Annotated in this window: 8 protein-coding genes and 1 pseudogene; 4 read left to right on the forward strand and 5 right to left on the reverse strand. The window is 56.2% G+C overall.

Going from position 1 to position 13,599, the window contains the following annotated elements; all coding sequences use genetic code 11:
- Positions 1–25 precede the first annotated feature (25 nt).
- A complete protein-coding gene (locus H5U08_RS01825; protein ID WP_297029539.1) occupies positions 26–1,294 on the reverse strand; it encodes an L-rhamnose isomerase in 1,269 nt (422 codons plus the stop codon).
- A gap of 416 nt (positions 1,295–1,710) precedes the next feature.
- Between H5U08_RS01825 and H5U08_RS01830 the strand changes: the two genes are divergently transcribed.
- The 3 genes from H5U08_RS01830 to H5U08_RS01840 all read left to right on the forward strand — a co-directional run bounded on the left by H5U08_RS01830 (position 1,711) and on the right by H5U08_RS01840 (position 7,277).
- Entirely contained in the window at positions 1,711–3,885 is a 2,175-nt protein-coding gene (locus H5U08_RS01830) for a glycoside hydrolase family 2 TIM barrel-domain containing protein (RefSeq protein WP_297029540.1), read from the forward strand.
- A gap of 257 nt (positions 3,886–4,142) precedes the next feature.
- Positions 4,143–5,231, forward strand: coding sequence for an Sb-PDE family phosphodiesterase (locus H5U08_RS01835; protein ID WP_297029541.1), 1,089 nt, complete (start codon positions 4,143–4,145; stop codon positions 5,229–5,231).
- A gap of 171 nt (positions 5,232–5,402) precedes the next feature.
- On the forward strand, positions 5,403–7,277 hold the full coding sequence (locus H5U08_RS01840) for a cellulase family glycosylhydrolase (protein ID WP_297029543.1): 1,875 nt from the start codon (positions 5,403–5,405) through the stop codon (positions 7,275–7,277).
- 74 nt (positions 7,278–7,351) lie between these two features.
- Here H5U08_RS01840 and H5U08_RS01845 read toward each other — a convergent pair whose 3' ends face one another.
- The gene (locus H5U08_RS01845) at positions 7,352–9,385 is read right to left on the reverse strand and encodes an NPCBM/NEW2 domain-containing protein (RefSeq protein ID WP_297029545.1); all 2,034 of its coding nucleotides are present in this window, start codon (positions 9,383–9,385) and stop codon (positions 7,352–7,354) included.
- Between the two features lie 203 nt (positions 9,386–9,588).
- On the opposite strand from H5U08_RS01845, the gene H5U08_RS01850 reads away from it, so the two are divergent.
- Entirely contained in the window at positions 9,589–10,212 is a 624-nt protein-coding gene (locus tag H5U08_RS01850; protein WP_297029547.1) for an HAD family phosphatase, read from the forward strand.
- 232 nt (positions 10,213–10,444) lie between these two features.
- On the opposite strand, the gene xylA is transcribed toward H5U08_RS01850, so the two are convergent.
- From xylA to H5U08_RS01865, 3 genes and pseudogenes are all read right to left on the reverse strand, one after another.
- Positions 10,445–11,758 carry a xylose isomerase gene (gene xylA / locus H5U08_RS01855; RefSeq protein WP_297029549.1) on the reverse strand — a complete coding sequence of 438 codons (1,314 nt, stop codon included), beginning with the start codon at positions 11,756–11,758 and terminating at the stop codon, positions 10,445–10,447.
- A 282-nt stretch (positions 11,759–12,040) separates the two neighbouring features.
- Positions 12,041–12,745 (reverse strand): methyltransferase domain-containing protein, encoded by a 705-nt coding sequence (locus H5U08_RS01860; RefSeq protein WP_297029551.1) that lies wholly within the window; start codon positions 12,743–12,745, stop codon positions 12,041–12,043.
- A gap of 248 nt (positions 12,746–12,993) precedes the next feature.
- Positions 12,994–13,599, reverse strand: a pseudogene (locus tag H5U08_RS01865) (hypothetical protein); the annotation flags it as partial.

Below are 13,599 nucleotides of genomic sequence, written 5' to 3' on the forward strand. Positions count from 1 at the left end.
TGCCAGCCCAGAACAGAACGCAAGCTCAGCCCTGGCGCTTGGGGAAGACCTCCTGCTCATACCGCCGTACTTCGTTGAGCACCAGATCATCCCGAGGGACATCGTGCCGAGCACAGTATTCTTCCCAAACAGCGGCGAAGGGGGCCGTCTTCTCGGCTTCCAAAAGCGCCAGCCGCGCGGTGTAATCCCCCCTGGCCTCGGCATCCTTTAAAGCAGCCAATGGTTCCAGCATGGCCCAGAGCAGCGCCTTGAGCATGCTTCGCATGCCGATGACCCAGGCCGCCAGGCGATTGATGCTCGCATCGAAAAAGTCCAATCCGATGAACACCCTGTCGAGGTATTGTCCACGGACCAACTCCTCAGCGATGGCACAGACATCGTCGGTAAACAGGACCACGTGATCACTGTCCCATCGAATGCCTCGACTCACATGGAGGAGGAGACCGTCAAGATAAAAGAGCACAGCGGATATCTTATCAGCGATCGTTTCGGTGGGATGGAAGTGCCCTGAGTCCAGGCAGAGAAGCGTCTTTCGTGTGATGGCGTAGCCCAGGTAAAACTCGTGCGACCCGGCCACGTAGGCTTCCGAACCAATGCCAAATAGTTTTCCCTCCACAGCATCGCGATGAAATCTTGAGTCGATTTGCTCGGACAGAATCTCATCCAGCGACTGGATAAGCCGTTCACGCGGGCCCTTTCGATCGACCGGAAGATCCTTCATGCCATCGGGAATCCAGATATTTGTCACGCATACCTTCCCAAGGCGCTGCCCAAAATACGCCCCAATGCGCCGGCACGCCTGGCCGTGCCGTACCCAGAACCGGCGAATGCCGTCATCGGCATGGGTGAGCGTGAAACCACTCGCTGCCAGCGAATGGGAGAAAAACGTGGGATTGAAGTCCAGTCCTATTCCGCGTTCAGCCGCCCAATCCACCCAGGCCTGGAAGTGCGCAGGCTCGATTTCGTCGCGGTCCACCTTTTTTCCGCCCGTATCGAGATAAATCGCATGCAAATTGAAGCGGTGCTTTCCGGGGATCAGCCGGAAGGCCATATCAGCATCCGCGCGGAGCTCGTCCGGTGTACGGGGCTTTCCAGGATAGGAGCCCGTGGCCAGGATACCCCCGCCCGTCAATCCCTGAGCGCTTTCAAATCCCCCCACATCATCTCCCTGCCAGCACTGCATAGAGATAGAAACGGAAGCCAGCGTTTCGATCGCTTTTTCCGTATCGACTCCCCATTCAGCGTAGCGCTCTCGGGCAAGTTCATACGCCTTGGTGGTCTGGTTCGACATCATTTCCATCGTGCTCCTCGGCTCGAAATCCAGCGATTTCGTTGGTCTATTTGGACACAACAACTGTGCGGAGTCGCGTGTTCCCTGCGATCAAACGGCCATTGTGGTGAATCGCGACGCGGAACGCCAGGGGGATCAGCAACGGTCGGCGATGTAACACCTCGACACACGCTGGACGATTGACGGTGGAAGTTGTGAAAATCGCTCTATCCTGTTGGGGTCACGGTCGAGCTTCCCCGTTTTTGAACCCGTCGTGACCCGCAGTGGGGTGACGCGAGAATGGCGCATACGCTCATTCGAAATGGTGCCGTTCGTTGACACATGCCCAACGCGGCTTTATAAACCATCAGAGCGTTGAAAAGCCCACCTGCGCGGGCAAACGATCGAGTGAAACAACGCGGCTGACAAGGAGCCTGAACATGGAGCGGCTGCGCCTGGTGTCCCTTTTGTGCCGGGTTATTCTTTTATCGGGTTGGTTGGTGCTCTCCCGTGGGGCGGGAGCAGAAGAGAAAAATCACCGACAAACGATCCCTCTGGATGGCATTTGGGAACTTGCCGAGGGGCGAATGGACACCATGCCGAATGATTTTCCCGCTCGCGTACCTGTTCCCGGCCTGGTCGATTTGGCGGAGCCTCAATTTCAAGAGGTTGGCACAGAAGAAAGTTTGCGGTTTCGCGAAGCGTTCTGGTATCGCCGCAGCTTTCGTTTAGACGGAGAGGTTCCACCCCTGGTGCGTTTGAAAATCAACAAGGCGTGTTATGGAATGCGGGTGTATCTGAATGGCGAGCAGGTCGGAGAGCATCTTCCGAGTTTTACCCCAGCCGTGTTTGACGTGACTTCGCTTGTCAAAGGTGGAGGAGAAGAAAACGTACTTGTCGTTCGGGTGGGCGCTCATCGCCGTGCGTTACCGCCCGGCATCCCGGACGGTTGGGATTTTGAAAAGGTCCGCTATATTCCGGGGATTTACGATTCTGTCCAGCTTATCCTTTCCGGAAAACCGGAGATTCTTTCCGTGCAGGCGGTGCCCAACCTTCGCCACGAGTGCGTGCGACTCTATGTTACTCTCGGCCCGCAGACGCAAGCCATGGATACCGTTGTCCAGTGCACGATCCGCGAAGCTCGATCGGGTCGCGTGGTGGCCGAACAAGGATCACCAACCGTTCACCTGACGCCCGGCGAGGAGAAGGAAATTGAACTGTCGGTTTCCATTCCTGACTGTCATCCCTGGACTCCCGAGGATCCTTTCCTCTATGAAGCGGTGGTTTCCACTCCCGGTGATACCCAGCGATTTCGCTTCGGTATGCGGGAGTTCCGGTTTGATCCCCAGACGAAAATGGCGATGCTTAACGGCCGCATTTATCCATTGCGAGGGACGAACGTCTGTATCTATCGGTTTTTCGAGGATCCCGCGCGAGGCAATTTACCGTGGAGGGAAGAGTGGGTTCGGCGGCTGCATGAAACTTTCCGCACAATGCACTGGAATTCTGCTCGATATTGCATCGGGTTTCCGCCTGAAAAATGGTACGACATCGCCGATGAAGTCGGGTTGCTCATCCAGGACGAATTTCCGATCTGGTATCTGGGACAATGGCCGAAAGAACTGGGGCACGAGGAGTTGGCCCGGGAATATGCCGCGTGGATGCGTGAACGATGGAATCATCCCTCCGTGGTCATTTGGGATGCACAGAATGAAACACGGACCGAAGAAACAGGGGCGGCCATTCGGGAAGTACGGCATTTGGATCGCTCGGGAAGACCGTGGGACAACGGATGGGCGGCCCCTCAAGATCCGCTCGATGTGTTCGAATCACATCCTTATCCGTTTTTCAGTCCGAAAGGCAAGAACCAGCCCTCCCAATTTCGTCTCAGTCAATTGACCGGGAAGCCGAAGCGGCCAGACGTGGAAGGTGGCCTGCGGGGAAACGTGCAACTGAACGCGGGCAATAATCCCGTCATCATCAACGAATATGGTTGGTTGTGGCTCAATCGGGACGGGAGCCCCACGACCCTTTCCCGCCCCAACTATGATGCGTTGTTAGGTCCTCAGGCTTCAGCCGAGGAACGCCGGAAGTTTTATGCTTACACGATCGCCGCCATGACAGAATTTTGGCGTGCTGGTCGCGAGGTGGCAGGGGTCATGCACTTTTGTGGGTTGGGCTATTCTCGGCCGGACGGCGAAACCAGCGACAATTTTGTCGATTTGCACAATTTGATTCTGGAGCCGCATTTCGTCCGCCGGGTTGGGGATGCCTTTTCTCCGGTGATCGCCATTCTCGACTTCTGGAATGAAGAGGTGACCGCAGGAGCCACCGTGGAAGTTCCCGTGGTTGTTCTCAATGATCGGTGGAGAAATTGGTCCGGACTGGTTCGCCTGGCCCTTGTACCCGAAAATGGTTTTCAGGATGGGGCCGAGAAATTGGCTCCCGTGGTGGCGGAGCGATCCTGCCGACTGGAGCCCGTGGATCGCCAGACTTTCACTGTGCTCGTTCAGTTCCCGTCACGCAAAGGGACCTTTTATCTGGTCGCGGAACTCACTGATGAAGGCGGACGTCGCGTGCGGAGCGTCAGACGGGTTGAGATCAAAAAACCTTAACCAAAAATTTGCGCTTTTCACAGGCTGTACGACAATTGACTCTCTGAGCATCCTGAATACAATCGGTGCGGATGTTCGCTGGTGAAGTTTGGCTTTCGGCCAGTCGGGTGTGAGTTGTGGTGAAAAGGGAGTTGCCAGGGGCAGTGGTGCATCATTTGATCGCGTAACCTGCCGATCGGCACCTCAAAAAGGTTGAACACACCGCAGTTGTTGGGTAGTTCTATAGTACCAACCTAGCCAAGAAAGGACCGTGCCCCATGACCAGACGATTTCTTCAATTGTGGGTTTTGTTCCTCTGGTTGATGGCTCTTGCTGCCACAGGCTGGAGCCAGGTCCGTCACGAAATCGCTTTTCCCGATATACCGGGTTACAAGACATTGAAATGCGATTTCCATATGCACACCGTGTTTTCGGATGGAACTGTTTGGCCCACAGTGCGGGTGGACGAAGCGTATCGAACAGGACTCGATGCCATCGCGATCAGTGACCATATTGAGTACCAGCCCCACAAGGACGACATACCGACCAATTTTAACCGCTCTTACGAGTTGGCGCTGGGCCGGGCGCGCGAATTGGGGATCATCCTTATTCGAGCGGCCGAAATCACGCGGGATACTCCGCCTGGCCATTTCAACGCGATTTTCCTGAAAGATATCAATCCCCTGGCCAAGCCAGACCTGGTCGAGGCGATTTCAGCCGCGTGCGAGCAAGGCGCGTTTGTGTTCTGGAACCACCAGGCCTGGAAGGGTGAAGAATTGGGCCGCTGGATGGATATTCATACCGAACTGTACGAAAAGAAGCTTTTGCACGGTATGGAAGTGGCCAACGGCTCCACGTATTACCCGACCGCCCACAAATGGTGTCTGGAGAAGGGACTGACGATGGTCGGCAATTCTGACATTCATCAGCCCGATCTCCTCACGCAGAACACGGCGGCTGAGCACCGGACGATCACACTGGTGTTTGTCACAGAGCGAAGTGAAAACGGCATCCGCGAGGCGTTGCGTGCCGGTCGCACGGCGGTTTGGTGGGGCGAGAACCTGATCGGAAAGCCCGAATGGCTGCAAGCTCTGCTTGAAGAAAGCGTGGATATTGCCGAGCCCCATTTGCGTACCAAGACCAGCGTTTGGACGAACGTCACGAACAAAAGCGCGATCGATATTGTTCTCCGGCGGGTGGGTCAAATCGGCCCGGCCGAGCTAACACTGAAGGCCGGCACGACGACCCTTGTGCGAATCAACGCCCCGGACACGTCCAAGCCGCTCGAGCTTCAGTATGAAGTGACAAATTTCCTGGCAGAACCGGGCAAAGGCCTCACGGTAACCTATACCATCCCGGCCCCGTAATTCGTCCGAAGTTTGTTTCAGTGGGTAGCATGTTGCGGCACGGACGGTCTTATCGATCGTCCGTGCTGGTTATAGTTGGTGGGCAGTCCGAGCAAAAGTTTCGGGATGCACTTCATTCCGGAAGTGTTACAGGCTAACCCTGTTTTTGGGATCAACGAAGGAGAACTCCCCATGAGGTGGGTGAACCAAAAATCGGCAGGGTTCGTGGCGACCGCTCTGTTTGTGGCTTTGGCGAATGCCTTTGGTACAAATGACTCAGCGGAAGCCGTGGAGCGGGCTATTCCGAAGCCCTTGGAGCACCATCCCGGTAATATTTTCCTGGAAGGCGAATCGGTCAGAGTCTCGCTGCCCAAGGCGGGCGTGTGGCAACTGCTGGATGCCGAGGATCATCTGATTAAAAACGTCGTGGCAGATGACAAACCGGTCGAGCTCGGTCCGCTCCGGGTCGGTTTTTATCGTCTGAAAAAGGAGGATTATGCAGACTGGCTGTCATTGGGGGTGATCGCCCCGCTCAAGGTTCCGACGCCCCAGACGTCGCCTATCGCCCTGGATGTGGCGATGAGCTGGTTTTATCCGGAGGACCGCATGGCCGATGTGGCGAGTCTCTGTGCTCTCGCCGGAGTCAACTGGGTGCGAGACCGGTTGTCCTGGGGGGAGGTGGAGCCGCAACGGGGAGAATTCAAGCCGCGAACCCGCTACGACGCTGCGGCTGAGATTCAATCAGCCGCTGGCCTCAAGGTATTACAGGTTTATCATGCTTCTCCCAAATGGGCGAATCCCGAAACAAAACGCTTTCCTATTGATTTGCGGGATAGCTACAGGTTTCTGAAAGCCGTTGCTACCCGGTGGACGGGAAAAGTGCTGGCTTATGAACCGTGGAACGAAGCCGACATCCACGTCTTCGGTGGGCACACGGGAGCAGAAATGGCGTCGTTGCAAAAGGCTGCCTATTGGGCTATCAAGTCAGCCTCACCCGATACGATTGTGTGTTGGAACGTGTTCGCCACGAACAATGCCGCTCATCTGGAAGATATCGCAGCCAACGACGTTCTTCCCTACTGCGACACCTTCAACTTCCACCACTATCGACCTCTTGAAGATTATCCGTCCCTGTACGAGAGTTTCAGACACGTCGCCGGGCCGCGCCCGTTGTGGGTGACGGAGTGTGCGCTGCCGCTTCGCTGGTCGGGCGACCCTGAGAAACAGGAGTTAAGCGACGAGGATTTGTTTGAACAGGCCCGACGGTTGGTCAAGGTTTTTGCGTGTTCGCTTCACGAGGGCACATCGGCCACCTTCTATTTCCTTCTCCCTCATTACGTGGAGGGACCCACCCAATTCGGCATCATCCGCAGGGATCTGACGCCGCGTCCGGCCTATGTGTCGCTGGCGGCGGTGGGGAGGCTTTTGGCGGATGCTCGACCCCGTGGGAAGCTGGCAGACAAAGAAGTTTCGGGCTACCTGTTCAGCGCAAAACCGGACGGAGAGCCGCGTCTCGTGCTCGTTCTATGGAGCAAAGATCAGCGAACTTTCCCTCTTCCGGTAAAGCCTGTGGCCTTGTATGACCATTTTGGTCGTCCGATGAAGCAGACAGGCGAGAACTTGGTGTTGACGTCAGCGCCGATCTTTGCCGTTTTCCACGAAGATTCGTTGGGGCGTTTTGACCTCGTGAAGCCACCTCAGGCGGAGCCTGTTCCGGTCAATAGCCCCTGCCCTGTCGTGCTTCAAACACTGTGGCCCTCTGACGAGATTGATCTGCATCAGTCAGCATACCGGGTGAAGCCCAAGACGCAGGATTTGTTATTCCCGATCTTTATTTACAACTTTGGACAAATGGCAGCGGAAGGCACAATTCGTGTCGCAACACCCGCCGGGTGGCAGGCAGAATTTATCGATACGTGCCGTCTGCCTGCGGGTGAACGCACAGAACAATCGCTGCGAATTGTTCCACCGACGTCCGGTTGGTCAGGGGTTGCGGTCATCCAAGTCGAGGGTGATTTTGGTACCCTTGGCCGGAGTGTACTTTCGTTTCGACTTGTCGCCGATTGAGTCGGGCGACAGCCTCTTGCCTAGGGAGGCCATTGCTGATGCCGCCGGGGCGCGACAGGGGGCACTGTGTTCCGTCATTTCTGTTCTGGGGAAGCGGGCCAGATTCTGATCAGGACAACTCCGTGGCGTCCAACTTCCGTAGCGAAATGGCCTGAAAACACTCCAAGGTCTTTCTGACGCCAGAGGTCCCGGACTTGCTGAGGGCCTTCACGCTGAAGGTCCTGCCAGGAGATGGTCATCTCACGCGGGAATTCATCGAGATTGAACAATCCCACCGCTATGGATCCGTCCACCAGCGGTTTGGCGAGGACCAACTCCTCGGGCGTTTCCCGAACGATCCGGGCTTGTTTACCCAGTGGGTCCTGGTCGACGGCGATCACTTCTCGATTACACAGAATGCCCAACGTGAAATCGTCGAGTTTAGTCATATCTCCGGAGAAAATGAGTGGCGCTGCCATCAGACACCACATCGACATGTGAGTGTACTGTTCATTGGGGGTCAATGGGGTGGGCCGCCCTTCCCCGCCAGTCCGGGCGTCGCCTACCCAACCCATGAGAATGTAATCAGGATCATTCCAGTGGCCGGGGCCAGCGTACTCCCAGAGTTTGGCGTTTTTCAGTCCCACCTGATAGATTCCCCGGTTGAGCGATCCTCCCTCGAGACCGAGGTCGCCGGTGGTTCGCCAGCAATTACCGCCCACCGAGGCGCCCCATTCCCACACCGAATCCATGCCATACTGGCACAGGTTGTACACGATATCCCGGTCCAGCGTTTTCAGGATATCGCCCATGAGTTTGTAAGGCTTCATGAAGTCTTCCCGGGTCCTGGCTTGGACGACGCGACCATACGAACACCAGTCGTACTTGAGAAAGTCAAAGCCCCATTCCGCGAATTTCCTGGCATCAATCTCCTCGTGCTGGTAACTTCCCACATATCCACCACAGGTGAGTGGACCAGGCGAAATATAGATTCCCGCTTTGAGCCCTTTGGAATGGATGTAATCTGTGAGCGCCTTCATATCGGGAAATTTCTTGTTCGGACGGACCGCGCCCTGTTCATCGCGTGGAGGACCACCCAGGAGCGGATCGTCTGATCCAGGTTTGACCATCCAGCAGTCATCGATGTTCACATAGGCGTAGCCAAAATCGGCCATTCCGGAAGACACCATGGCGTCGGCCGCTGCTCGAATATCCGCGTCTGACACCCGATGATAGTGGATATACCAGCTATTCCAGCCCATGGGAGGTGTGAGGGCGAGTGTGTCTCCGACGACCAGCGTCCACACACCTTCGGCGACGCCGTGGCGGTTTTCCGCTCTCAGAGTGACACGGTATTCGCCGCGGGTCTCGGGGGCCCGACCGGTGATGATGCCGGTGGCCTCGTCGAGGTGGAGACTTTCCGGAAGATTCCGGGCAGTGAAGCGGATGGGCCGTTCGCCCGTACACGGAATGCGGAAGATGACCGGGCGATGGGGACGACATCCATACCGCTGGGGATGATTGAGGACTGGTTCAGGGCCTGGCGGAGGTGTAAGTCGGATGCGCGGTTCCTCGGGCGCGGGGACGGTGGATGGCACAGAGCCACGATAGGCGATGGTTGCCTCGGCCCAATCCGCGTGATCAAAATTAATACCATCTCCGGCTGCCCCTACGTAGAGGAGAAGCTGCTTCACGCCTTGCAGTGGGACATCAACGGTTTTGGCCGGTTCACCACCGCGCATGATTCCGCTGTCAAAAACTTTTCGACCGTCCGCATACACGCGGAATTCCACACTGCCTCGATTGCCCGCTGAATCATCCACACCCACTTTGGCCGTGAAACGTTCCGCTTCTCCGTCGAGCTTGATGTAAAGCGCTGAGACCGCATGTGTTCCCACCCCATGGGCGAACGCCTGACCGGCAATTCGCATCGGCTGTTTCACAATGTTGCGATCGACTTGTGGCTGGCCGTAACCCTGTGACATGTGCGACAGATCCAGCGCAGCAAGTGCAATTGTCTTGACTTCCTGGGTGGACCCTGCTGAGACGAGACCCAATCCGAAGAGCAAAACCGGGGCGATACTCAGCGGCAAGCAAATCCACATTCGGCGAAGACGTTGGGCGGCCATGATTCTCTTTTCCCTCCCGAGTTGGCGTGATGTGCCTTGACACAGCCTGTCCTGTTTGCGAATGTAACACTTTCTCCACCGTGGTTCAAACGCTGCAGGCAATGGCGGATGCCAATGTGTTTTTAGTAGGTATCGCGGACCAACGCAAGATGGACCGGTGTCGGCCGTTATTGGACGATTAGGTTGTGGCAACAGGAGAGCTTATGTCGAGCACCGTCGATTTCATCTATTTCGACCTTGGACGCGTCATCATCAATTTTGATAACGACCGGATGTGCCGGCAGATTGCCGAAGTCACCAGTCTGTCCCCGGAGCGCATCCACGAGATTCTGTTCTCCACCGGGCTTCAAAGGGCGTTTGAGCTGGGCCAAATCTCGCCCACGCAGTTTTATGAGGAGTTCTGTCGATTGACCGGATGTTCCGTGCCGTGGGATCGGCTTCGCCAGGCTGCGTCTGATATATTCTGGGTCAACACGCCGATGTTGCCCGTGGTTGCGCAGCTTCAGGCGAGATGTTTTCCCCTGGGGATTCTGTCGAATACCTGCATTACCCACTTCGAGTGGTGTCTTGAACATTTTACCATTCTGCGACGAGGGTTTCGCGTGTACGGGTTGAGCTGTGAATTTCGGCTGTTGAAACCCGATCCTCAGATATTTCTGGCGGCTGCCGAGAAGGCAGGTGTTGCGCCCGAGCGTATCTTCTTTACAGACGACATTCCCGCCCATGTGGAGGCTGCCCAGCGGGTGGGATTCCAGGCTGTCCCGTTCCTCTCTGCGCGACAGATCGCCGAGGAACTTCGCAGACGCGGTGTGCGTTTCAACTATTGAACTGCCTGACACGTCCCCGCTTTTCCTCTGAAGTCACCAGGTATTTAGCGGGGACACCTCTTGTGATCATCCATCAGGAAAATGAAAACGGTAGGGGCGGAGCAAATACCCCTACCGTCTGTGCTCATATTTGCGACGAACCACCGCGATCGGGAATCGTTAACTTACTTGTGTGTCGTTACAACCGCCCGCATTGTACGGAAGTGCCAAAATCGGTTGCGGACGACCGGTTTCAGAAGATATACCGGTTCACGATGTTTTCGAACAACTCCTGCCGACCGCTCTTGTTCGGTGAGACATCGCCCTTTTCCAGCATGTACTTTTCGAGGGTCTTGAAGTTGTGCTTGCCAGCTTCGATTTCGGCACCGATGCCGGTATCCCAGGAAGAGTAGCGCTCCTTGAGCAGGCGCTCGAGTTCACCATCGGCACGGATGGCTGCGGCCACCTTGAGTCCTTTCGCGAAGCAATCCATACCACCGATGTGGGCATAGAACAGATCGATGGGCTCGAAACTTTCACGGCGGACCTTGGCATCGAAGTTCACGCCACCCGGTGCGATTCCACCATACTTCAAGAATACGAGCATAATCTTGGTTGTCAGATAGACGTCGGTGGGAAACTGATCGGTATCCCATCCGAGCAACAGGTCGCCTGTGTTGGCGTCCACGGAGCCAAGGAAGCCTTGCATTCCCGCGTACTCGAGTTCATGCTCCACGTTGTGGCCGGCGAGTGTGGCGTGATTCGTTTCGATGTTCAGCTTGAAGTACTTTTCAAGGCCGTAAGCACGCAGGAAGTTGATGCAGGCGGCAGCATCGAAATCGTACTGATGCTTGGTGGGTTCCTTCGGTTTAGGTTCGATGTAGAACTGGCCTGTAAAGCCGATTTCCTTGGCATAATCCACGGCCATATGGAGGAAGCGAGCCAGGTTATCCAGTTCGCGCTTCATATTCGTGTTCCAGAACGATTGATAACCTTCCCGGCCGCCCCAGAACACGTAACCCGCCCCACCCAGTTCCTTGGTGACTTCAAGGGCTTTCTTGACCTGTGCCGCAGCGTAGGCAAACGCATCGGCGTTGCAGCTCGTAGCCGCTCCATGGACATACCGTGGATTGCTGAAGAGGTTGGCAGTTCCCCAGAGGAGTTTGACGCCCGTGCGGTCCATTTCCTCCTTGATAACCTTCACGACGGCGTCCAGATTTTTGTTGGTCTCGGCAAGAGTTTTGCCTTCGGGTGCGACGTCTCTGTCATGGAAACAAAAGAACGGAGCCCCCAGCTTTTCGCAGAATTCAAAAAAGGCTTTGACACGGTTGATGGCGTTTTCGATGGTATTTTCGCCCGTGTCCCACGGCCGGATCATCGTTGGAGCACCGAAGGGGTCGGCACCCGTCCCGCGCATCGTGTGCCAAAAGGCGACGCTGAAGCGGAAGTGGTCTTTCATCGGTTTGCCTTCCACCAGTTCATCGGGATTGTAATGCCGGAAGGCAAGTGGATTGCGAGAATCGGGGCCTTCGTACTTGATTTTGGTCACTTCTGGAAAAGCTGCCATCGTTGCGACTCCTTCTTCAGCCTTCACAAGTTAACGCATCCGACATATGGGCGACGATAGAGCATCATTCACACGTCAGGCAGATGTCGCATATCCTGGCATATTCGGGCACGCCCCGCAAGAGGGACCGGCCGACCAGAATGGAATATGCGGTTCATCGGCACGTAGGATCAATCCGGGAAATCTAAGAGTTACCGTGCGCATTAACACTTGTCCGCTCTCCTTTGTCGCCTCATTTCCAGATGGCCAATGATGAAGGGCCCGACCGTTCGATCGACCAACTCATTGCTGGGAGGCCGGCTCGGCGAAAAAGGCTTTTTGCTGAAGAAAGATGGCGAGATAGTGCTGCGTGCGGGGAATGAACCACACTTCGACGGGAATCCACCCGCCTTCCTCTGCTTCTCGGACCAGGGTGCTCAGGGGTGTTCCATGATCTTTACCCCGCAGCGCAATGGGGGGATACGTCTCGATCACGGCCACGCGACCCAACGGCGTTACCGTTTTGGCGAGTTCCCGCCAGTAATCGATTCGGGTCTGACGGTCCAGGTGGTGGTAAACCTGCGAGATAAACACAAGGTCCACGGAGTGGTCAGGGAGCCCCGGACGATCGCGCGGACAAAGATAGGATTGTACATGGGGATGGTCGTGCAGTCGTTGTTTGAGTCGATCCACGAGTTCCTGGGTCACTTCCGCAGCGTAAACAGTTCCCTCAGGTCCAACTTTTTCGGCAAAATGGGCCGTCCACCAGCCGTCGCCCGCCCCCAAATCCAGGATCCGATCACCGGGCTGGATGTCCAGTCGTTGGAGAATGAAATCCAGATGCGTACGGTATGCATAGCCGCTTCCATCGCGCTGGACGAGGACGCTCGGATCACGCACCCGGCTGGATGGGAGAGGGGAAACTTCGACCTCATCTCCCGAGACTCCAACTGCGATGATCGCAAAGATCACGGCAAGGGAAATCCGGAGAATACCTTTTTTGAGCATGGCGTGCCTCCCCCGATGGCCAAAGGACTCAATCTCGTGATTTTGCCCAACAATGGCGAGTTTTGAAAAATCAGACAAACAAAAAGCGCCGCCGTCGCGGCCCTTTCATGGTACAGAAATGGTCGCCTTCGGCAAGGGCGGCGCGCACAGAGCAACTGCGTCACTGCGAAGGATGTTCGCGAACATCCGGCCAGCTTTAAGCCGATTGTTCGTTGGAACAGCGGGGCACCGTGTGCCGCGGGAGGAGGTTATTTCGGGAGGAAATCCTGCACGATTGTCACCTGACGGATCTGGCGACTATCAGGTTCGAAAACGCGAATAATGACCTGAACGCCACGGCACGGAGCAGGATAAGGCGGGGGAGCCTCCCATTCAGCAAAGTCGTCCACAAGACCATTGTTGTCATTATCGAAGCCGTCCGTGCCCGTGTCGGGGCCGTTAGCCCCGTCCTGGTCCAGGCCATCCTTCTCATAGTGGATGGACCAGGTGTCATACACGGCCAGGGTGCCCAACTTCGTCTTGGCAAGTGGGTAGTCGGAAAACGTCGAAAGCGGACCGGCGGCGGGAGGCTGAGGATGATAGGCCAGATCGACGTACGCCCCGCCAGTCACCGGCTGTTGCGGCGGCGTTACAAGGTAAGAAAGATCGCCCGGACGGAGTGCCGTTCCGGCCGCGGTCGCGGTCACAGGGGCTGTCGGGTCCCAGATCTTGACGTCAAACGCAATGACGTTGGTGAGGACGAGGTCTTCCGCCTCGCGATAAAGTTGGCCGACGTTGTTGAGCAGCCCGGTCTGGGTATCCACCTCCTGGAATGGATAAGGATTGTTCCAAAAATCCAAAGCCCCCATCGGCCC

The sequence above is a fragment of the Thermogutta sp. genome, from assembly GCF_014359955.1.
Lineage (GTDB): Bacteria > Planctomycetota > Planctomycetia > Pirellulales > Thermoguttaceae > Thermogutta.

Coding starts and splice junctions, on each gene's coding strand:
- H5U08_RS01825 (WP_297029539.1), bottom strand. CDS start 1,294: ATGATGTCGAACCAGACCACCAAGGCGTATGAACTTGCCCGAGAGCGC.
- H5U08_RS01830 (WP_297029540.1), top strand. CDS start 1,711: ATGGAGCGGCTGCGCCTGGTGTCCCTTTTGTGCCGGGTTATTCTTTTA.
- H5U08_RS01835 (WP_297029541.1), top strand. CDS start 4,143: ATGACCAGACGATTTCTTCAATTGTGGGTTTTGTTCCTCTGGTTGATG.
- H5U08_RS01840 (WP_297029543.1), top strand. CDS start 5,403: ATGAGGTGGGTGAACCAAAAATCGGCAGGGTTCGTGGCGACCGCTCTG.
- H5U08_RS01845 (WP_297029545.1), bottom strand. CDS start 9,385: ATGGCCGCCCAACGTCTTCGCCGAATGTGGATTTGCTTGCCGCTGAGT.
- H5U08_RS01850 (WP_297029547.1), top strand. CDS start 9,589: ATGTCGAGCACCGTCGATTTCATCTATTTCGACCTTGGACGCGTCATC.
- xylA (WP_297029549.1), bottom strand. CDS start 11,758: ATGGCAGCTTTTCCAGAAGTGACCAAAATCAAGTACGAAGGCCCCGAT.
- H5U08_RS01860 (WP_297029551.1), bottom strand. CDS start 12,745: ATGCTCAAAAAAGGTATTCTCCGGATTTCCCTTGCCGTGATCTTTGCG.